The sequence below is a fragment of the Mesorhizobium sp. B2-4-18 genome (genome assembly GCF_006441385.1).
GTDB classification, from domain to species: domain Bacteria; phylum Pseudomonadota; class Alphaproteobacteria; order Rhizobiales; family Rhizobiaceae; genus Mesorhizobium; species Mesorhizobium australicum.
Genome location: NZ_VFUW01000014.1, coordinates 53103 through 72777 on the forward strand (window position 1 = coordinate 53103; position 19675 = coordinate 72777).

General features: G+C 61.7%; 19 protein-coding genes. 9 read left to right on the top strand and 10 right to left on the bottom strand.

All coding sequences use genetic code 11. From position 1 onward, the window contains the following. Positions 1-732 precede the first annotated feature (732 nt). The gene (locus tag FJ527_RS26525; protein WP_023784107.1) at positions 733-966 is read right to left on the bottom strand and encodes a hypothetical protein; all 234 of its coding nucleotides are present in this window, start codon (positions 964-966) and stop codon (positions 733-735) included. A gap of 377 nt (positions 967-1343) precedes the next feature. Between FJ527_RS26525 and FJ527_RS26530 the strand changes: the two genes are divergently transcribed. The 5 genes from FJ527_RS26530 to rimO all read left to right on the top strand — a co-directional run bounded on the left by FJ527_RS26530 (position 1344) and on the right by rimO (position 5742). Continuing rightward, entirely contained in the window at positions 1344-2183 is an 840-nt protein-coding gene (locus FJ527_RS26530; RefSeq protein ID WP_015317896.1) for a sterol desaturase family protein, read from the top strand. 54 nt (positions 2184-2237) lie between these two features. Then, entirely contained in the window at positions 2238-2936 is a 699-nt protein-coding gene (locus tag FJ527_RS26535) for a DUF2161 family putative PD-(D/E)XK-type phosphodiesterase (protein WP_015317895.1), read from the top strand. Positions 2937-2992: 56 nt separating this feature from the next. Next, a complete protein-coding gene (locus tag FJ527_RS26540; RefSeq protein WP_041163455.1) occupies positions 2993-3400 on the top strand; it encodes a DUF930 domain-containing protein in 408 nt (135 codons plus the stop codon). Positions 3401-3583: 183 nt separating this feature from the next. Further along, a complete protein-coding gene (locus tag FJ527_RS26545) occupies positions 3584-4270 on the top strand; it encodes a TerC family protein (protein WP_023773709.1) in 687 nt (228 codons plus the stop codon). A gap of 158 nt (positions 4271-4428) precedes the next feature. Continuing rightward, positions 4429-5742, top strand: coding sequence for a 30S ribosomal protein S12 methylthiotransferase RimO (rimO, locus tag FJ527_RS26550; RefSeq protein ID WP_015317892.1), 1314 nt, complete (start codon positions 4429-4431; stop codon positions 5740-5742). Positions 5743-5818: 76 nt separating this feature from the next. On the opposite strand, the gene FJ527_RS26555 is transcribed toward rimO, so the two are convergent. The 8 genes from FJ527_RS26555 to FJ527_RS26590 all read right to left on the bottom strand — a co-directional run bounded on the left by FJ527_RS26555 (position 5819) and on the right by FJ527_RS26590 (position 14158). After that, positions 5819-6886, bottom strand: coding sequence for a BMP family ABC transporter substrate-binding protein (locus tag FJ527_RS26555; RefSeq protein WP_015317891.1), 1068 nt, complete (start codon positions 6884-6886; stop codon positions 5819-5821). A gap of 51 nt (positions 6887-6937) precedes the next feature. Beyond that, positions 6938-7858, bottom strand: coding sequence for an ABC transporter permease (locus FJ527_RS26560; RefSeq protein WP_140824440.1), 921 nt, complete (start codon positions 7856-7858; stop codon positions 6938-6940). Further along, positions 7858-8988, bottom strand: a complete 1131-nt coding sequence (locus FJ527_RS26565) for an ABC transporter permease (RefSeq protein WP_140824441.1) — start codon at positions 8986-8988, stop codon at positions 7858-7860. Before FJ527_RS26565 ends, FJ527_RS26560 begins: the two co-directional genes overlap by 1 nt. After that, a complete protein-coding gene (locus tag FJ527_RS26570; protein ID WP_181166499.1) occupies positions 8985-10562 on the bottom strand; it encodes an ABC transporter ATP-binding protein in 1578 nt (525 codons plus the stop codon). The genes FJ527_RS26565 and FJ527_RS26570 overlap by 4 nt, the downstream gene beginning before the upstream one ends. A 217-nt stretch (positions 10563-10779) precedes the next feature. Next, positions 10780-11757: a quinone oxidoreductase gene (locus tag FJ527_RS26575; RefSeq protein ID WP_140824442.1), complete on the bottom strand. Its 978-nt coding sequence runs from the start codon at positions 11755-11757 to the stop codon at positions 10780-10782. Positions 11758-11784: 27 nt separating this feature from the next. Next, positions 11785-12603: a phosphatidylcholine synthase gene (gene pcsA / locus FJ527_RS26580; RefSeq protein ID WP_015317886.1), complete on the bottom strand. Its 819-nt coding sequence runs from the start codon at positions 12601-12603 to the stop codon at positions 11785-11787. Continuing rightward, the gene (locus FJ527_RS26585) at positions 12600-13214 is read right to left on the bottom strand and encodes a DUF1326 domain-containing protein (RefSeq protein ID WP_140824443.1); all 615 of its coding nucleotides are present in this window, start codon (positions 13212-13214) and stop codon (positions 12600-12602) included. Before FJ527_RS26585 ends, pcsA begins: the two co-directional genes overlap by 4 nt. Positions 13215-13228: 14 nt before the next feature. Then, a complete protein-coding gene (locus FJ527_RS26590) occupies positions 13229-14158 on the bottom strand; it encodes a DUF2182 domain-containing protein (protein WP_140619648.1) in 930 nt (309 codons plus the stop codon). Between the two features lie 72 nt (positions 14159-14230). Between FJ527_RS26590 and FJ527_RS26595 the strand changes: the two genes are divergently transcribed. Both FJ527_RS26595 and hspQ read left to right on the top strand, forming a co-directional pair. Beyond that, the gene (locus FJ527_RS26595; RefSeq protein ID WP_140824444.1) at positions 14231-15445 is read left to right on the top strand and encodes a UbiH/UbiF family hydroxylase; all 1215 of its coding nucleotides are present in this window, start codon (positions 14231-14233) and stop codon (positions 15443-15445) included. A gap of 147 nt (positions 15446-15592) precedes the next feature. Beyond that, the gene (gene hspQ / locus FJ527_RS26600) at positions 15593-15916 is read left to right on the top strand and encodes a heat shock protein HspQ (RefSeq protein WP_027142695.1); all 324 of its coding nucleotides are present in this window, start codon (positions 15593-15595) and stop codon (positions 15914-15916) included. Positions 15917-16000: 84 nt separating this feature from the next. Here the strand turns inward: hspQ and FJ527_RS26605 are convergent, their stop codons facing one another. Beyond that, positions 16001-16630, bottom strand: coding sequence for an invasion associated locus B family protein (locus FJ527_RS26605; protein WP_015317881.1), 630 nt, complete (start codon positions 16628-16630; stop codon positions 16001-16003). 232 nt (positions 16631-16862) lie between these two features. On the opposite strand from FJ527_RS26605, the gene FJ527_RS26610 reads away from it, so the two are divergent. Beyond that, a complete protein-coding gene (locus FJ527_RS26610; protein WP_140619652.1) occupies positions 16863-18683 on the top strand; it encodes an extracellular solute-binding protein in 1821 nt (606 codons plus the stop codon). A gap of 15 nt (positions 18684-18698) precedes the next feature. Further along, complete coding sequence (locus FJ527_RS26615; RefSeq protein ID WP_140824445.1) at positions 18699-19379, top strand: DsbA family protein; 681 nt, start codon at positions 18699-18701, stop codon at positions 19377-19379. The last annotated feature ends 296 nt before the right edge of the window (positions 19380-19675 follow it).

The following is a 19675-nucleotide window of genomic DNA, read 5'->3' on the forward strand; positions in this document are numbered from 1 at the left end:
AACGATGGGCCGCGAAGTTGGTTGCGGGGGCGACCCAACCGTAGACGGCTATTTCGACTCCACGCCCGGCTCAGGCTGAATGTCGATCGTGTCGCCATCTCCATGCACGGCATCACGGTCCCAGTCATTGGTCTTGTCAGGTGTTTTGGCAACCGCTTTTCGGGTGTCCCTTCCTCGGTCCTTGCGGGGTTCTGGACCTGGCAGTTCGCGTGATGACTTCGGCTCCACATGCGCCTCCTGTTCTCTACCAAAACAAAATCGGGGGGCTCGGGTTCCAACAAAGCAAAGCCCGCCGCCTCCGGGAGGAGCGCAGCGGGCCATTCGGCTAGGAGTTGAGGGGGACATCTCCACGCTGCCAAAACAACAGATCGGCAGCGGATTGGTTCCCTGATGACGGGACCGTGAGATAGCGTGTTAGCCCAACAGCCGCCCCAACCGCTCCGCCCCGGCAAACGATGGGCGTTTGCTATTTGGCTTTTAGCCGGAGACATGTCAGCCAGATTTCTTGGCTCGGTCGCTTTTCGCTGCGCGTTCGTCTGGTGGCCCCGACGCTTGGTGCAACCCGACCGTCTCCCGCCGTTTGAATGATGCCGTTTCTGGAAGCTGGCGTATTAACGGTCAAGCTGGCGGGTAATCATCCCAACCCAACACCGCTGGTCAGGCCCGGCGGCGTCCCACCCCTCCTCGCCGGGCCGCCCGCATGTTGCACAAAGGCGAAGGTCGCCACCTTGCTCAGTCGGACTGCTGTGTGCGCTCCGCGATGGCAAACGCCTGCAGGTTCCTGGCCTTGCCGATGTCCCGGTCGGCGTTCGCGATGATCGAAAAGAAGGCTGCTCTGGCGATATCCTTCTTGGAGGCCTTGGGGTGCGCTTTCCGGGCAGCCTTGACGAGCTGCTTGGGAGACATGTCGGGCGTGACGATCCTCATGAGGGTATCGCCGATCGCACTCATTTCGCTTGCATCCATGATGGGCGTCCCTGCTGACCGCAATGCCACAATAGCAAGGACAACTCGCGACCGACAATATGGTTCTGAAAATGAGAAACCCCGCCGGCAGGGACCGGAGGGGTTAGTCCTGGAAGGACGCGCGTTGCGCTGCGTTCGACAAGCGCGCATTGTCCAGATATCGCGCGGTTGCGACACCGATGTGACACAAGGACAGATGGCTGCGTACGCCCTTCGCAAGGACGATCGGTACGCGTCTCGCGGTCTTGCGACATCGGTGGCGATCACATGCCGGCCATAAGCATTATCGGAGATCCCTTCAGCCTTTGGAAAGGGAGATGTGGTTCTGCTGAGGAGTTGAAGCGCTGGCGGCGTGCCGGCGACAGGCTGGGCGATAGATGGACATCTTTGGCATCAAGGCGCTTTTGATCTGTGCGCTGATCTTCATTCCGTTCGAACATCTGTTTGCCGAGCAGCCGCAGAAGGTCCTCCGCAAAGGCTTGGATGTCGATCTGATTTATGTGCTGTTCAACACCTTCGTCATAAAGGCAGCCATGGCCATGATGGCGCTCGGCACCCTCGAAGCCGCCGCGATCCTTGTCCCGCAATCGGTAACGCGGGCCGTCAGCGGCCAGCCCATCTGGCTGCAGGTTGCGGAAATGATCCTGATCACCGATATCGGCGTCTATTGGGCGCATCGGGCCTTCCATAAAATCCCCGCTCTCTGGAAATTCCATGCGATACACCATGGCATTGAGGAGCTGGACTGGCTCGGCGCTTTCCATTCCCACCCGGTCGACGCGATCGTCACAAAGGCAATATCGTTGACGCCGATCTACCTCCTTGGCTTCTCCGACGCCTCACTCGCCGTCTTTTCGCTTATCTACTTCGGCCACACGATGCTTGTTCATTCAAACCTGCGGATTGCGTTCGGCCCCTTCAAGTGGTTGATTGCCAGCCCGCAGTTCCATCGCTGGCACCATGCCAACCAGCGCACAGCCTACGACAAGAACTTCGCCGGCCAATTGCCGTTCCTCGACGTGATATTCGGCACCTACAATGCCACCGGCAACAAGCTGCCCGAGAAATACGGCGTCGATGATCCCATCCCCTCCAGCTATTTCGGCCAGCTCGGCTATCCGTTCTTGCCTCACAGGAAGCCGTCGAAACGGGCAGCGCCGAGCGTCGAAGCAGGCTGGTTGCCGGACACGCCGGGCATCGAGCATGTCGACAGATGAGTTCGGGGCCACGGTGCCGAGGCCTTTCATGGCGAATCGGCTAAGCCTCGAGGCATGAACGAGACCTCACTCTACGCGCCGGTGAAGCGCTTCCTCGAAAACCTCGACTTCGTCGTGAAAGGGGAAATCGGCGGTTGCGACATCGTCGCGCTGCGCGAGGGAGAGCCGCCGATCGTCGTCATCTGCGAGCTGAAGCTGCAGTTCAATCTCGAACTGGTTCTGCAGGGCGTCGACCGTGCGGCTGCTTGCGATGAAGTTTGGCTGGCAGCGCGCATGTCGGCGCGGGGCAAGGGGCGCGAAAGCGATGCCAGGTTCCGCAATCTCTGCCGTCGGCTTGGCTTCGGCCTGCTCGCGGTGACCGCCAATGACAGGGTCGAAGTGCTTCTCAGTCCGGTCGCCCAGGCACCGCGCAAAAATGCGCGACGGCGTTCTCGCCTTGTCGATGAGCATCAGCGCCGCCGCGGCGATCCTGTCGCTGGCGGCGGATCGCGCACTCCGATCATGACCGCCTACCGGCAGAGCGCCCTCGCCTGCGCCGCCGCGCTTGCGGACGGCCCCAAACGGCCGCGCGATCTGAAAGCCTTGACGTCGATCGCGCCGAAGATTCTTCAGCACAATGTCTATGGCTGGTTCGCAAGGGTCGAGCGTGGTCTCTATGATCTCACGGATGCCGGCCGAGCTTCGCTGGTTCGTTGGCCGCAGGTCGCGCACGATGAAGCCCGACACGAGATTTTGATTGCGCCGGACCTCTGAATGCCGGGGTTTGCCGAGCATGAACCGCCGCTATTGGTTGATTTTTCAGACAAAACATGTTGCTTGTCCCGCCCATGAAGACACTCTGCATGATGGCCATTGCGTCCCTGACGCTGGCCTTTCCGGCCAGTGCGATGGACAACGCTTTGCGCGCCGGGCTGATGAAACTTGATCCGCAAACCCGCCTCGAACAGCGTTGCGATGCCGAAATCCTGGACCGGATCACCCACGATGATCGCAAGTTCAAGGCCGACCGCGTCGTCGCTTACGCCTTCGCGACGCCGGAGATGAGCGCCGACGCAATCCGGAGTCCCGGTGCGGCGTTCCGCAGCAAGGGGCAATGGTACCGGCTGAAATTCAAATGCCAGACGGGACCGGACCATATGGAAGTTCTCCAGCTCCGCTATCGGATCGGGGACGAGATTCCGGAAGCCGACTGGGCGAAATACAATCTCTACGATTAGGTTCTCGCGGGCTTGCGCCCGCCTCCGGCTGGTGCCGGCGGCTGTCGAGAACCTCCCGCAATTCCACCGCCACGAAAATGGTTTTCCAGCGTTGCCCGTTGCCGCACTTGACGCCAGCGGACCATGCCTTTAGGCCCGTTCGGACGATCGACGACGAACACTCGACGAAGGGCTTCCAGGTCGATGGAAATATTTACCGCCGCGGGCTTTTCGGCTCTCCTTCAGGTCATCGCCATCGACCTTGCGCTCGCGGGCGACAATGCCATCGTTATCGGCCTTGCCGCTGCCGGCCTGCCGGCCAGCCAGCGCCAGCGAGCCATTCTTGTCGGCATCGCGGCGGCCACCGTTCTTCGCATTTTCTTCGCCCTGATCACGCAATGGCTGCTGACCATTGGTCCCATGCTGCTTATCGGCGGCGGCCTGCTTTTGCTGTGGGTTTGCTGGAAGATGTGGCGCGAATTGCGTGTCAGCCACGACGACGAGCGCGACGCCACCGAAGCGCTGTCGAACGGCGACTTCGACAAGGACGGCGTCATTGGCGGCAAGGGGCCGAGCAAAACCTTCTCGCAGGCCGCTTGGCAGATCGTCATTGCCGACGTCTCGATGTCGCTCGACAATGTTCTGGCCGTCGCGGGAGCGGCTATGAACCATCCGACGGTGCTGATTGTCGGACTGGCGCTGTCGATCGCGTTGATGGGCTTTGCGGCGTCGTTCGTCGCGCGCTTGCTGCACAAATACCGCTGGATTGCCTATATCGGCCTGGTCATCATCCTCTATGTCGCGGTCAAGATGCTGCTGGACGGAGCCGTGCAGCAATTCCCCGATCATTTCGCCTTCCTGTCACCCTGGTTCGGGTCAAGCGGGCACTGACGCAAATGTCGGGCCGCAGGGCTCCGTTTGCCTGATTGAGCAAGCCGTGCTATTGCGCCGCCCAAATTGAGCTCCTGCCAGGAGCCATGCAAGCCATCATATGTTGAGACTGCGGGCCGGATCGGTGTTTCCGGTTCGCGTCCATTGGAAAATTGCCCATGTCCGCCCCACGCGTCAGCTTCGTCAGTCTCGGATGTCCCAAAGCCCTTGTCGATTCCGAGCGCATCATCACGCGTCTGCGGGCCGAGGGCTACGAGATCGCCCGCAAGCATGACGGCGCCGATCTCGTTGTCGTCAACACCTGTGGCTTTCTCGACTCCGCCCGCGACGAGTCGCTCAACGCCATCGGCTCGGCACTGTCGGAAAACGGCAGGGTCATCGTCACCGGCTGTCTGGGCGCCGAGCCGGACGTGATCCGCGAGAAGCACCCCAACGTGCTGGCGATCACCGGCCCGCAGGCCTATGAGAGCGTGATGGCCGCGGTCCATGAGGCCGCCCCTCCCGCACACGATCCCTACATCGACCTGCTGCCGCCGCAAGGCGTCAAGCTGACGCCGCGCCATTATGCCTATTTGAAGATTTCGGAAGGCTGCAACAACCGTTGCACCTTCTGCATCATTCCGGCACTGCGCGGCGATCTCGTCTCGCGGCCGGCCGCCGATGTGCTGCGCGAAGCCGAGAAACTGGCCAAGGCCGGCGTCAAGGAACTGCTCGTCATCTCGCAGGATACCAGCGCCTACGGCATCGACATCAAGTACCAGACGTCCATGTTCGGCGACCGCGAAGTGCGGGCGAAATTCCTCGATCTCTCGGAGGAATTGGGCAAGCTCGGCATCTGGGTGCGCATGCATTATGTCTACCCCTATCCGCACGTCGCCGACGTCATCCCGCTGATGGCCGAAGGAAAAATCCTTCCCTACCTGGACATCCCCTTCCAGCATGCCTCGCCACAGGTGCTGAAGAACATGCGCCGGCCCGCCCATGGCGAAAAGACGCTGGAGCGCATTCGCGGCTGGCGCGACGTGTGCCCGGATCTCGCCATCCGCTCGACCTTCATCGTCGGCTTCCCCGGCGAAACGGATGACGACTTCGAGATGCTGCTCGATTGGCTGGATGAAGCGAAAATCGATCGCGCCGGCTGCTTCAAATACGAGCCGGTCAGAGGCGCCCGCTCCAACGAGCTCGGGCTTGAGCAAGTGCCGCAGGAGATCAAGGAAGCGCGCTGGCATCGTTTCATGCAGCGCCAGCAGAAGATCTCGGCAGCGCAGCTGGCCAGGAAGGTCGGCAAGCGTCTGCCGGTGCTGATCGACGAGGCGCACGGCACTTCGGCAAAGGGTCGCACCAAATATGATGCGCCCGAGATCGATGGTTCGGTCCACATCCAGTCGCGCCGCCCGATGCGCGCCGGCGACATCGTCACCGTCAAAATCGAGCGCGCGGACGCTTACGATCTCTACGGCTCGGCTGTCTGAGCCTTCCGTCAAGTTCACCATCCAAATGAAAAAGGGCGCCTCGCGGCGCCCTTCCCATAGAGACGTGGCGTGCTGCCTATTGCGGCAACTTGTCGTCGACGCCCTTGACGTAGAAATTCATGCCGAGCAGCGTGCCGTCGTCGGCGACCTCGCCGTCCTTCAGCCATGCCGAGCCGTCCTGCTTGGCGATCGGCCCGGTGAAGGGGTTCCAGCCTCCGGCGATCTTCTTTTCGGTCGCTTCGGCCATCGCCTTCACGTCGTCGGGCATGTTGGTGTAGGGCGCGAGCTTGACCGCGCCGTCCTTGATGCCGAGCCAGACATTGTCCGGCTTCCAGGTGCCGTCGATGGCCGCCTGCACGCGGCTGATATAATACGGACCCCATTCGTCCGTCAGCGAGGTCAGCTGCGCGTTGGGCGCGAACTTGATCATGTCGGACGACTGGCCGAAGCCGTGCAGCTTGCGCTCCTCGGCCACCTGCAGGGCCGCGGTCGAGTCGGTGTGCTGGACGATGATGTCGGCGCCCTGGTCGAACAGCGCCTTGGCGGCGTCGGCTTCCTTGCCCGGATCGAACCACGAATTGACCCAGACGATCTTGGCCTTGAAGTTCGGATTGATCGACTGCGCGCCGAGCATGAAGGAGTTGATCCCCATCACCACTTCCGGGATCGGGAAGGAGACGATGTAGCCGGCGACGCCGGACTTCGATTCCTTGGCGGCGATCTGGCCGAGCACATAGCGGCCTTCATAGAAGCGGGCATTGTAGATGCCGAGATTGTCCCCGGTCTTGTAGCCGGTGGCGTGCTCGAACATCACTTTGGGAAACTTCTTGGCCACCTTCACTTCGGCGTCCATGAAGCCGAACGAGGTACCGAAGATGATCTTGCAGCCTTCGCGCGCCAGGCGCTCGAAAGCACGGTCAGCATCGGGGCCTTCGGAGACGTTTTCCAGGTAAGCAGTCTCGACCTTGTCGCCGAGCGCCTTCTCGACCTCGAGGCGGCCCTGGTCGTGCTGGTAGGAATAGCCGAAATCGCCGATCGGGCCGGTGTAGACCCAGCAGGCCTTCAACTTGTCGGCGGCCTCCGCAGACACGGCCAGCGACAAAGCCGCTGTCGTCGTCATCAGGGCAATAAGCAGTTTTTTCATTGTGTTACCTCTCTGAGTTAAGCCTTGGAGCTTCCCGTCTTGTTCTTGTTGTCAACGATCCGGAACGAATGGCTGCCCCAGGGATGCCGGCGTGTTCATCATCGTCAGACGCTTGTTGCGCGAGATTAGAACGAGAACCACGACGGTTGCCAGATAGGGCAGAGAAGAAAGCATCTGCGAGGGCACTGGAATGCCAAAAGCCTGTGCATGAAGCTGGCCGATCCACACCGCGCCGAAGATGTAGGCGCCGGCCAGTACCCGCCATGGCCGCCAGGACGCGAACACCACCAGTGCGAGCGCGATCCAGCCTCGGCCTGCGGACATGTTCTCGACCCACTGTGGCGTATAGACGAGCGACAGATGCCCACCGGCAAGACCGGCGCAGGCACCCCCGAAGATGACCGAGAGATAGCGGTAACGGATGACCTTGATGCCGAGCGCATGCGCCGACGTGTGGCTGTCGCCGATCGAGCGCAGCGTGAGGCCGGTACGCGTCTTGAACAGGAACCACATCACCGCGGCCGTCAGCGCGATCGAAATGTAGAAGATCGGATCCTGGCCAAAAAGAAGCCTGCCCACGACCGGTATGGAACTGAGGCCGGGAATATCGAGATTGGGCAGCCTGACGCCGGGCTGGCCGACGAAGCTTGTTCCCATCATGCCGGAAAGGCCGAGACCAAGCAGCGTCAGTGACAGGCCTGTTGCCACCTGGTTGGTGGCCAGCGACAGCGTCATCACGGCAAAAAGCAAGGAGAACAGCGCGCCCACGACGATCGCCGCCAGCAGGCCGATCCAGGGCGATCCCGTCAGATAGCCGGCCCCGAAGCCGCCGACGGCGCCCATGACCATCATGCCTTCGACACCGAGGTTGAGCACGCCGGAACGTTCGACCACCAGTTCGCCTATCGCCGCGATCAAAAGCGGCGTCGCCGCCGTGGCGATGGTCAGGAGGATGTTGACGGTGATGTCCATCAGCGGGCTTCCTTCAACTTTGGTGCGGCCTCGAGCTTCGCGGGCGTTTCCTGTTTCGTCAGCGCCAGACCGATCAAGCGGATGCGGTAATGAATGAGCGTGTCGCAGCCGAGCACGAAGAACAGCAGCATGCCCTGGAACACCCTCGCCACCTTGTCGGAAATGCCGAGTGCGCTTTGCACGGCCTCGCCGCCGAGATAGGTCAGGGCCAGCACCAGGCCCGCGGCGACGATGCCGAGCGGGTTGAGGCGGCCGAGGAACGCCACGATGATGGCCGTGAAGCCATACCCGGGCGAAATCACGGGCTGAAGTTGCCCGATGGCGCCGGAAACCTCGGAGATGCCGGCAAGGCCGGCCAGCGCTCCCGATAGCAGGAAGGCAAAGAACACCATCCGGTTGAGGCCGAAGCCGGCGAAGCGCCCTGCCCTTGGGCTGGAGCCCAGCACGCGGACCTCGAAGCCCTTGAGCATGCGGCCCATCAGGATCCAGATCAGCACCGCGGCCACCAGGGCGAACACAAACCCCCAATTGGCGCGCCCGGCATCGGGCATCAGTTCCGGCAGCACGGCCGCGTCGCCGAACTGGATCGTCTGCGGAAAGCCGTGGCCCTGCGGATCGCGCCAGGGACCCCGCACCAGCCAGTCGAGGAAGAGCTGCGCGACATAGACCAGCATGAGGCTGGTCAGGATCTCGTTGGTATTGAACCGGGTCTTCAGCAAGGCCGGGATCGCCGCGTAGGCCGCACCGCCGACCATGCCGAGCAGAAGCATCAGCGGCAGCACCAGCGGGCCATCGAATTGCGGGAACAGCACGGGAATGATCGAGCCGAAGATTGCCCCGAAGATGAACTGGCCTTCGGCGCCGATGTTCCAGATGTTGGCCTTGTAGCAGACCGACAGGCCGACAGCGATCAGGATCAGCGGCGCTGCCTTGATCGCCAGCTCATGCAACTGCCAGACCTGGCTGATCGGCTCGATGAAATAGATATGGAAGGCATTCAGCGGGTTGACGCCGAGCAGCGCGAACAGAACCGCGCCGGCAATGATGGTCAGCGCGAAGGCGATGAACGGCGACAGCATCGAAAACAGCGCCGAGCGCTGCGGGCGTTTGACAAGTTCGAGGCGCATCATGCCGTCTCCAGCGTATGTTCGGCGTGGCCGGGCTCGGCGCCACCCATCAGCAAGCCGACCTTCTCGAAAGTCGCTTCGGCGATCGGCATCGGCCTGGACAATTCTCCATTGTGCATGACGGCGATCGCGTCCGATATTTCGAACAGCTCGTCGAGATCCTGGCTGATCACCAGCACCGCCGATCCGCTGCGAGAGAGCTCGATCAAGGCCTGACGGATGTGCGCTGCGGCTCCTGCGTCGACACCCCATGTCGGCTGGTTCACCACCATCACGCTTGGCCGGCGGTCGAGTTCGCGGCCGACGATGAATTTCTGCAGATTGCCGCCCGAAAGTGCTGCCGCTTCAGGATCCGGCGCGCTCTTGCGCACATCCATCGCCTCGATGATGCGTTGCGATGCGGCATAGACGGCGCCGCTCTTGACCATGCCGCCGGTGCCGACAAAAGCCTTGCCATCCGTGGCATGGCGCGACAGCAGGAGGTTTTCCGAGAGCTTCATGCGCGGCGCGGCGCCATGGCCGAGACGCTCCTCCGGCACGAACGCGGCCCCCAACAGGCGCCGCCCGGTAATGGTGAGGCTGCCGGCGTTCTTGCCGCGGATGCGCACCGAAGCGGCATCCTGCTGCAAAACCTCGCCGGAGACGGATTCGAAGAACTCGCCCTGGCCGTTGCCGGCGACACCGGCAATGCCGATCACCTCGCCAGCGCGGACATTGAGGCTGATGTTCTTGAGCGGAATGGAAAACGGCGTTGCCGGCTTGCGGTTGAGGTTGAGGATTTCGAGCAGCGGCTGCGCGGTTTCGATCCCCTCGACCGGCGCGCGCACCACGGCCTGCACTTCGTTGCCGACCATCATGCGGGCGAGCGATGAGGCTGTCTCCTCGCGCGGGTTGCAGTGACCGACCACCTTGCCGTGCCGCAACACCGTGGCGCGGTCGCAGATGCGTTTGACCTCTTCAAGCCGGTGCGAAATGTAGAGGATCGATTTGCCTTCCGCGCGCAAGCGCTCCAGCGTCTCGAACAGCTTGTCCGCCTCCTGCGGCGTCAGCACCGATGTCGGCTCGTCCAGGATGATGAGCTGCGGCGTCTGCAGCAGGCAGCGGATGATCTCGATGCGCTGGCGCTCGCCGACGGACAGATCGCCGACCAGCGATTCCGGATCGAGCGGCAGGCCGTAGCTGTAGGAAAGCGCCCTCGCCTTGGCCGCGATGCTGCCGATCGGCGAGCCGTCATCCAGCGACAGCGCGATGTTCTCGGCGGCCGTCAGGGCTTCGAACAGGGAAAAATGCTGGAAAACCATGCCGATGCCGAGCTTTTTGGCAACGCCTGGGCTGGTGATCCGCACTGCCTGGCCGTTCCAGAAAATCTCGCCGGAATTGGGTTCCAGCGAGCCGAACAGCATCTTGACCAGCGTCGATTTGCCGGCGCCGTTCTCGCCGAGCAAAGCGTGGATTTCACCTTTGGCGATGTTGAGATCGATATGATCGCACGCTGTCAGCGTGCCGAATATCTTGGTCAGGCCACGAACCTCGAGCAGGTTCGCCCCATCATGATTTGCACTCACAGTGCCTCCCATCCGGATTACCGGACATGTTCTGTGTTCCCGCAAGCATCGTATGCGCGGCCGGCTCTCGTGCGAAAGCAGCACCCAACTTGAAAGAGCTTCAAGAATTTCAGCGGAAACTCAAGGGCAAAGATCAGCCTTCCTTCGCACAAGCATATGGCGGGCCGGCTTTTCGGGCAAACCATGCTCGCGGCTGCGGCAGCGCGCTGAAAACCCAGGCAGATTGCCGTCAGGGAACCAGGATGGTCGTACCTGTCGTTCTGCGGCCTTCAAGGTCCGCATGTGCCTTGCCGGCATCTTTCAGCGCATAGCGCTGATTGATCTTGATCTCGACGGCGCCGCTGAGCACGACCTCGAACAGTGCGGCGGCGGAGGCATCGAGGTCCTCACGTCTGGCATTGTAGACGAACAGCGTCGGCCTGGTTGCGAACAGCGAGCCCTTCTGCGCCAGCAGCGACATCGAGAACGGCGGGATGGGTCCCGAGGACTGGCCGAAGCTGACGAACATGCCGAGCGGCTTCAGGCAGTCGAGCGAGGCCGGAAATGTGTCGTTACCCACCGAATCGTAGACGACATCGCACTTCTTGCCGCCGGTGATGGCGGCTACGCCGGCGACGAAATCCTGCTCCTTGTAGTTGATGACATGGTCGAAGCCGTGCGCCTTGGCGAGTTCGATCTTGTCGGTGGAACTGGCGGTGCCGATGACCGTCGCGCCGAGATGCTTCGCCCATTGGCCGAGGATCAGGCCGACTCCGCCGGCCGCGGCATGAAACAGGATGGTGTCGCCCGCCTTCACCTTGAAGGTGCGGCGCAGAAGGTATTCCGCGGTCATGCCTTTCAGCATCATGGCGGCGGCCTGCTCGTCGCTGATGCCGTCCGGTACCTTGACGACCTTGCTGGCATCGATGACGCGCTCTTGCGCGTAAGCGCCCGTCGTCACGGCATAGGCTATCCGGTCGCCCGGCTTCAGCCAGTCGATGCCCCCGCCGACTTCCAGCACCACGCCGGCGGCTTCGCTGCCCGGAATGAGCGGAAATCCGCCGGGCGGCGGATAAAGACCCGAGCGATGATAGACATCGATGAAATTGAGACCGATCGCGGTATGCCTGATCAGGATCTGCCCCGAACCCGGCTGGCCAGGATCGGCGTCCTCATGGATCAGGACTTCCGGACCGCCATTGGCGTGGATGCGGATGGCTTTGGACATGGAGAGGATTCCTTGAAGAGCGGCTGGTCAGGCCTTTTTGGCGCCGAGGTTCGGAAAGAACTGCATGAGGCCACCAATGGTTGCGAGATAGAGCCCGGTAACGGTGATTCCGATCTTGGTGAAAGTGCCGACTTGTTCGCCAAGCACGCCGATCTGGTCGTAGAAAGCGGCGAGTGCGGCCTGCGCAAGCGCGAGCGCGCCGAAAGCACACCACAACAGCGTCATGCCGAGATTGATCGGCCGCAGCCGCTTCACCCGCACCGGATGGATGAAGTTTATCGGGACAAAAGTCAGAATGCCGGCCACCACCACCACCGCGAACGAGACCCATTGTCCCGGTTCGATGACAAACAGCGTGAACACGACCATGTTCCAGACCACCGGGAATCCCTTGAAGAAATTCTCCTTCGTCTTCATGCCGGTGTCGGCATAGTAGATCGCGCTGGAGACGACGATGATCGCCGCCGAAAGGAACGACAGGCCTTCGCCCATGAAGCCCCGTTGGTAGAGCGCGAAGGCCGGGATCAGCACGTAGGTCACGTAGTCGATGATGTTGTCGAGGAGTTCGCCGGACCAGGTCGGCAGGATTTCCTTGACCTCCAGCTTTCGGGCGATCGGCCCGTCGATGCCATCGACGAACAGCGCCAAGCCTAGCCACCAGAACATGGCCGTCCAGCGCTCCTCGCTCGCCGCCACCAGCGACAGGAAAGCCAGGAACGAACCGGAGGCGGTCAGCAGATGCACCGAAAACGCACGCGCCTGCGGCCAGGTGACCTTCTTCTTCGGCCGCGGAATCCGGTCGGTGATCTTCCCGGCGATCTTGCGGGCTTTTGTGTTCTTGCTCACGGGCCCCGCCAATCAAGCTTGCAGATCTCGGCCGAGCGGCCGGCGAAATTCCAGTTGCGGCCAAAGGCGCGCATCTTGCTCTTGTCGGACCTTGCCACGATGATCTCCGGCGCGATCCAGTATTCCGAGTTCGTGATCACCGTATCCTTGTCGCGGTTCTTGCCCGCGATTGGCGTGACCGCGCCGTCGATCATCTTCGGAATCTGGAAGATGCGCGTCTTGTCTCGTGTCTCGTAGGTGATCGGCACCTGTTCGACGCCCAGGAATTTGCCGACGAGGATCGAGAGCAGCGACGTGGTCCCGCCGGCCTTGCCGGTGAAGATCCTGGTCAACGCCTTGACCGCGTAAACCGAGGCTCTGATGTCGATGAACAGGCCCGCGGTCCAATTGCCGCGGCTCATGTAACCGGGGATTTCCATGATCAGCCCAAGGTTGAGGCCGGAGAGGTCGACTTCGCCGAAGTGACCCGCATCGATACGGAAACCCGCCCATGTCTGGCAATAGCCTTCTGTTGGTGGGTGACTGCCGAGCGACAAGACGCAAGGGCAAAAAACCGTGCAATTGCAGGAGAGTACGAGCTCTCCTTTCATTGCCCAGCCCGGGTCAGTCATCGAATTCCCCCCAATCACAGTGAGACTACTAGCAGCACGGCTGCCCAGACAAGCAGTATCGCACCGGCCAGCCGGGTTGGAAGACTGCCCATCGTTTGTTTTTCAATTAGGGTGAACACGCCGATCAGCGCCATCCAGAAGACGTTCATGACGCCGACGGCGAACATCACCAGCATCAATGCCCAGCAGCATCCCAGGCACCAGATACCTTGCACGATGCCCAGCCGAAAGATGCGGAAGGTCTCGGCACTCCAGTTTGAAAACAAGGTCGAGAATGGGTTCCGGCATTTCGTCAGGCAGGCCTCCTTGAGGCCGCTGAACTGGTAGAGGCCGGCAACCAGCAAGGCCAGCCCACCAGCAACGCCAAGCACCGGATCGAATACCCCCGCGGACGCGGCGACTGCGTGGACGGCAAGTGTCAGTGCCGCAAACAGCAGCGATGCGGCGAGCCAGGCGCAGAGGTAGCCGGCAACCAGCACCAGCGGATGGACGACCGGCGCCCGCTTGATCCGCGCCGTATCGGCGATCTCGCAATAGGTGCGGATCATCGGTGCCGCCGACGGCAGCATCGCGGCGATCGCCATCAGGAACCACATGAGGATGAGTGCCAAAGCACGCGGGCCGATGCTTGCGTCCAGCGGCGCTGGCGAAAGGCAAAGAACGAAAAAATGGTCCAGGAAATCGGGCAGCGGCAGCTGTGGCAGGTTGCGCAGGAGAGCGTCACCCGGCGCGCTGATCCGCGCCTCGGCGCCGCGTATCGCCATCGCGGCAAGCAGCAGCCAGGCCAACGCGATGCTTGCACAGACGACGACGTTGACCGTCAAACGCGGGTCGCGCGCGACATTTGCCGTGGCGCGGCCGGCGCGGTCGAGATGGCTGAAGTCGTCCTGTTGGCCGGTCATGACATCCGAATGGGCCGAATCGCCGCGTTGATCAAGCCGCATGATCTGCCCTATATGCCTGTTTGGACTGGCAGGTCTGGTGGCCGCCTCTCAACTGCAGACCGGAAGCCGATCTTGGAGCATCAGGAAACAGCGCGGATACTGATTGCGGGCACGGGGCCGGCGGGGTTGATCGCCGCGCTTGCCTTCGCCGATGCCGGCTTTCCGGTGACGATTGCCGGGCCGGAAACCTCGGCTCCCGACGGTCGCACCACGGCGCTCATGACGCCTGCCCTGAAGGTGCTCGAAGGGCTGGGCGTGCTCGAGGACATCAGGTCCAAGGGCGCGCCTTTGAAGGTGATGCGCATTGCCGATGCGACCGGCCGGCTGATCCGCAGCCCCGTCGTCACCTTCCGCGCCAGCGAGATCGGCGAGGAACAGTTCGGCCTGAACCTGCCCAACGGCGTCCTTGGCCCGGCGCTTGCCAGCAAGGTGGCCGCGCATTCCGGCATCGAGTGGCGCAGATCCATGGTGAAGGCATGGCATCTCGGCGCCGGCAAAGCGCATGCCACGCTGGCTGATGGCAGCGAGATCGATGCGTCCCTTGCGGTCGCCGCCGACGGCCGCCTGTCGCCGGCCCGCGAGGCCGCGGGCATCTCGACGGCGGCGCGCGCCTACCCTCAGGCGGCGCTTGTCCTCAATTTCGGCCACAACCGCGAACATGGCTTCACCTCGACGGAATTCCATACAGAGACCGGCCCGTTCACGCAGGTTCCACTGCCGGGCAATCGCTCCAGCCTTGTCTGGGTGGTCAAGCCAGAGACCGCCAAGGAGCTTGCCGCTTTGGACGATGCAACGCTCTCGCTCCGCGTCGAGCAAAAGATGCAATCGATGCTGGGCCGGGTATCCGTCGAGCTGGGTCGCCAGATTTATCCATTGTCGACGGTGACCCCCCTGCGTTTCGCGGCGCGACGGGTGGCGCTTGTCGGCGAGGCGGCGCACGTGTTCCCGCCGATCGGCGCGCAAGGCCTCAACCTAGGCATCAGGGATATTGACGATCTGGTTGGAATCGCGCGTGAAAATCGTGAGGATCCGGGGGCTGTTGCGGCCCTTGCTGCATACGATTTCAAGCGCCGGCCCGATATTCTGGCGCGCAGCAGCGCAGTCAATCTGCTCAACATGTCGCTGCTTTCGGACATGTTGCCGGCGCAGATGGCGCGTGGCGTTGGCCTGGGTGTACTTGGCGGCTTTACGCCGCTGCGCGCCTTCTTCATGCGGGAAGGGCTTCGCCCGGGCAGCGGCTTTGCGGCAGTTGCGGGCGGCCTTCGGAAGCCGGCTCGGCAGCGGTAGCGATTTTGCGGACTTTGCCGCGGTATCGCGACGTTCATCAAAACCTTTGTTGCGCATACCGCGTATCTTGAAGGCGCTCAGACGCTCGGGATTGAATTGATGCGGAGTCTGCGCCAAATAAAGCCAAGGAATTCAGTGGTGAGTGCGATGAAAACGGCCAAATTCGCGATCGGACAGGTGGTTCGCCACCGGCTGTTCCCGTTCCGAGGCATCATTTTCGACGTCGATCCGCAATTCGCCAACACCGACGAATGGTACGAGGCCATCCCCGCCGACGTACGGCCGCGCAAGGACCAACCATTCTACCACCTGCTCGCCGAGAATTCGGAAACCGAATACATCGCCTATGTGTCCGAGCAGAATTTGCTCGAGGACCAATCGGGAGAACCTGTCCGCCATCCGCAAATCAAGGAAATGTTCGACAAGAAGCCGGATGGGCGCTATGCGCCGAAACGGCAGTCCAGGCACTGACTTCCGGCATGCTGAGTATGGCCAGAAATGAAAAAAGCGGGGCATGACCCCGCTTTTTTGACTCGCTATATTCCCGACGCCGGATCAGTTGGCGGTCTTCGCCTTGTCCTGCTCGTCCTTGAGCTTCTTGGCGAAGTCCTGGTTGTTCTTGGCGACGAAGTCCTGAAGCTTCTTCTGCCGGTCCTCGATGTCCGACTGCTGCAGCGGCGGGCCGTCATAGGCGCCGCTGAAGCCCTGCAGCGCGATCTTGATCGGGTTGGCCTGGTTCTGGAAATTGATCGAGGTCAGCGTGATCCCCTGACCCTTCTTGAACGAAGCGACAAGCTGATCGGTCAGCGGCACTTCCGCCACGCAACGATCCGGGAAGCAGATGACATAGTCGAGCTTCTGCGCCTTGCCGGTGTCGATCTGCAGGCCGATGCCGGGAGGCACGAGGCGGCCGGTCGGGACCGTCACCTGGAACACTTTGCGGTTCACCTTGCCCTTGAGCTCGATCAGGCTGACGCCGGTGACGAGTTGGCCATTGCCAGCAGTGACAATGTTCTGGACATTGCAGATGTCGACGTCTTCCTGCTTGGTGCAGGCCTTGAACCAGCCCTGCGGAATCTGCGGCTGCTGCTGCGCGGAAGCAGAGGGAAGTCCTGCGCCGAGAAAGCCAACCACGCCTGCGGCCATGACCGACAGGCGGTACGCGTTGCTGTTCAGGCTCGTCATGTCGTGCACTTCCTCTCAATGATCCCGGGACCGGCTTCTTCGTGCCGTGTGGTCCAGCTACCTGTTGCCAAAATGAGGCAACAGAATGACTTCGGACGGCGTGTTACACTGCAAGCGGCGTCGAATCCAGCCCGCCGACCGGTAATTCTTGACGACGCCATTGGCCGCCACGCAGGTGCCCCATGCTAGGGTGCGGACCGAATCATCAAGCCGACCTGTTAAGGAGACGGTCATGGGCCGCGTTCTTGTTTGGCTGGTCACCGCATTATCGTTTTTCAGCCTGTCGTCGCCACCGGCGCTGTCGGAGCCGAAACACGCGATTGCGATGCAGGGCGAACCGGCCCTGCCGCCGGACTACACCCATTTCAGCTACGTCAATCCCGACGCGCCGAAGGGTGGCAGCATTACCTATTGCGTCGTCGGCAGCTTCGACAATCTCAACCCTTTCATCCTGAAAAGCCTGCGCACGACCGCGCGCGGCATGATGGACACGATTTACGGCAATCTGGTCTTCGAGCCGCTGATGCAGCGCAGTGCCGACGAGGCCTTTACCCTTTATGGGCTTCTGGCCGACACCGCCGACATGGATCCCGAGCGCAAGACCATCGAATTCCATCTCAACCCGAATGCCAAATGGTCGGATGGTCAGCCAGTGACGCCGGAAGACGTGCTGTTCACCTACGATGCGTATACGCAGAAAGGCCGTCCGCCCTACAGCGACCGCATGGCCAGGATCGCCAAGCTCGAAAAGACGGGCGACCATAGCGTGCGCTTTACCTTCAATGACAAGGCCGATCGTGAGTTTCCGCTGATCATCGCGCTGACACCGATCATCCCCAAGCACGCTTTCGACATCGACACTTTCGACAGGACGACGCTGAAGCCGTTGATCGGCAGCGGTCCCTACAGGATCGCGCAGGTGACGCCCGGCCAGCGCATCGTCTTCAAGCGCAACCCCGACTATTGGGGCAAGAACGTTCCCGCCAAGCGCGGTTTCGACAATTACGACCAGATCACCATCGAGTATTTTCTCAACGCCAACGCCAAGCTCGAAGCTTTCAAGAAGGGTCTTTGCGCCATCGACGACGACAGCGATCCGGTGAAACGCGAGCGCGATCTCGACTTTCCGGCGTTTCATAGGGGAGACGTTGTCTCAGAAACCTTCGATACCGGCATTCCACCCGTCGTGACGGGTTTTCTGTTCAACACGAGGCTGCCGAAGTTTTCCAACCCCGTGGTTCGGCGCGCGCTCGGCATGCTTTATGATTTCGAATGGGCCAACAAGAACCTGTTCGGCGGCAAGTACACCCGCACGATGAGCTACTGGCAGAACTCGGAGCTTTCCGCGCTCGGCCATCCTGCTGATGACAGGGAAAAGGCGCTGCTGGCGCCCTACCCCGGCCGCGTGCCGGCCGACGTCATGGACGGCACCTGGAAACCGCCGGTGACGGACGGTTCGGGCCAGGACCGCAAGGTGCTGAAGACAGCTTTCGATCTTCTGAAAAGCATCGGCTACCATGTGCAGGACGGCACGATGATCGATCCCGACGGTAAACCTTTCGGCTTCGAGATTCTGACCGCCTCGCAGGATGAAGAACGTCTGGCCGGCATCTACCAGCGCACGCTTGAGAAGATCGGCATCAATGTCAGCATCCGCAGCCTGGACGGCGACCAGATCCAGTCGCGCAAGCAGCGTTTCGACTTCGAGGTCCTGATCGGCTCCAGCGGCTTCAACAATTCGTTGTCCCCTGGCATCGAGCAGATCGGGCGCTGGTCGTCCGCCGCGGCCAGGACCGAGGGATCGTTCAACCTCGCCGGCGTCGCCGATCCGGCGATCGATGCGGCCATCGACGCAATGCTGCGAGCCCGTTCAAAGGAGGATTACGTCGCGGCGGTTCGCGTTCTCGATCGGCTGCTGATCTCCGGCAATTACATGGTGCCGATGCAGTACAATACGCAGCAGTGGCTTGCTTACTGGAATTATCTGGAACATCCGCGCAAGACGCCCATATTCGGTTATCAGCTGCCAACATGGTGGCGCAAACCGAACTGAAGTCCGGAGATCGAGATGAGCGAAGCGAACGCCATAACCGTCGACGTGGTGTCGGACGTCGTCTGCCCGTGGTGCTTCATCGGTCAGAAGCGGCTGGACAAGGCGATCGCCGCGGCCGGCGATGTCGAAGTGCATATACGCTGGCGGCCGTTCCAGCTCGATCCAACCATTCCGCCGCAAGGCAAGGACCGCCACGACTACATGCTGGCCAAGTTCGGCAGCGACGAGCGCATTCGCGAAATTCATGCCCGCATCGAACCGCTTGGCGAAGCTGAAGGCATTTCCTTTGCCTTCGACGCCATCAAGGTGGCGCCGAACACACTCGACGCGCATCGGCTGATCCGCTGGGCCGGTGCCGCCGGCGAGGACGTCCAGAACCGACTGGTGCGCCACCTATTCCAGCTGAATTTCGAGGAAGGGGCCAATATCGGCGACCACACCGTCTTGGTCGAAGCTGCCCGCGAGGCCGGCATGGACGCCGCTGTTGTCGAAACGCTCTTGCCGAGTGACGCTGATGTCGAGGCGGTTCGCACGGAAATCGCCACCGCGTCGCGCATGGGCATCACAGGCGTGCCGTGCTTCCTGCTCGAGGACAAATATGCCGTGATGGGCGCGCAGGATGCCGACACGTTGGCCGATGCGATCCGCCAGGTCGCGGCGGCCAAGGCGCGTGGCGAGTTGGAGAAGGTTGTCTGAGGGCCAGCGGACGCCACTTCGGCCCAATTTGCCTTTGCTGATGAAACAGCCGCTTGCCATTGGGCCGGTGCGGATCACCCTTTTGGTTGACGAATGGGCAAGAGACGATCCTGCACTCCCGCTGTTCCAATGCGATATTGGCGACTTCGCCGCGGCAAGGAAGCGGCGTCGACCCCGGCCCTCATGATTTTTTGAGTCACGAAACCGTGTACCAGGTTTCCCCAGGGGAAGATCGGCAAAAGCCCCGTTCGCCGCGTCCAAGCTGCTGAAACCAATCAAAATTTCCTGATCGCTGC

Bases quoted from the DNA above. Each gene is read 5' to 3' on its own strand.
- FJ527_RS26525 (WP_023784107.1), bottom strand. From the start codon at position 966: ATGGATGCAAGCGAAATGAGTGCGATCGGCGATACCCTCATGAGGATC.
- FJ527_RS26610 (WP_140619652.1), top strand. From the start codon at position 16,863: ATGGGCCGCGTTCTTGTTTGGCTGGTCACCGCATTATCGTTTTTCAGC.
- FJ527_RS26540 (WP_041163455.1), top strand. From the start codon at position 2,993: ATGTTGCTTGTCCCGCCCATGAAGACACTCTGCATGATGGCCATTGCG.
- hspQ (WP_027142695.1), top strand. From the start codon at position 15,593: ATGAAAACGGCCAAATTCGCGATCGGACAGGTGGTTCGCCACCGGCTG.
- FJ527_RS26565 (WP_140824441.1), bottom strand. From the start codon at position 8,988: ATGATGCGCCTCGAACTTGTCAAACGCCCGCAGCGCTCGGCGCTGTTT.
- rimO (WP_015317892.1), top strand. From the start codon at position 4,429: ATGTCCGCCCCACGCGTCAGCTTCGTCAGTCTCGGATGTCCCAAAGCC.
- FJ527_RS26555 (WP_015317891.1), bottom strand. From the start codon at position 6,886: ATGAAAAAACTGCTTATTGCCCTGATGACGACGACAGCGGCTTTGTCG.
- FJ527_RS26605 (WP_015317881.1), bottom strand. From the start codon at position 16,630: ATGACGAGCCTGAACAGCAACGCGTACCGCCTGTCGGTCATGGCCGCA.
- FJ527_RS26615 (WP_140824445.1), top strand. From the start codon at position 18,699: ATGAGCGAAGCGAACGCCATAACCGTCGACGTGGTGTCGGACGTCGTC.
- FJ527_RS26545 (WP_023773709.1), top strand. From the start codon at position 3,584: ATGGAAATATTTACCGCCGCGGGCTTTTCGGCTCTCCTTCAGGTCATC.
- FJ527_RS26585 (WP_140824443.1), bottom strand. From the start codon at position 13,214: ATGACTGACCCGGGCTGGGCAATGAAAGGAGAGCTCGTACTCTCCTGC.
- FJ527_RS26570 (WP_181166499.1), bottom strand. From the start codon at position 10,562: ATGGGAGGCACTGTGAGTGCAAATCATGATGGGGCGAACCTGCTCGAG.
- FJ527_RS26530 (WP_015317896.1), top strand. From the start codon at position 1,344: ATGGACATCTTTGGCATCAAGGCGCTTTTGATCTGTGCGCTGATCTTC.
- FJ527_RS26590 (WP_140619648.1), bottom strand. From the start codon at position 14,158: ATGCGGCTTGATCAACGCGGCGATTCGGCCCATTCGGATGTCATGACC.
- FJ527_RS26575 (WP_140824442.1), bottom strand. From the start codon at position 11,757: ATGTCCAAAGCCATCCGCATCCACGCCAATGGCGGTCCGGAAGTCCTG.
- FJ527_RS26535 (WP_015317895.1), top strand. From the start codon at position 2,238: ATGAACGAGACCTCACTCTACGCGCCGGTGAAGCGCTTCCTCGAAAAC.
- FJ527_RS26560 (WP_140824440.1), bottom strand. From the start codon at position 7,858: ATGGACATCACCGTCAACATCCTCCTGACCATCGCCACGGCGGCGACG.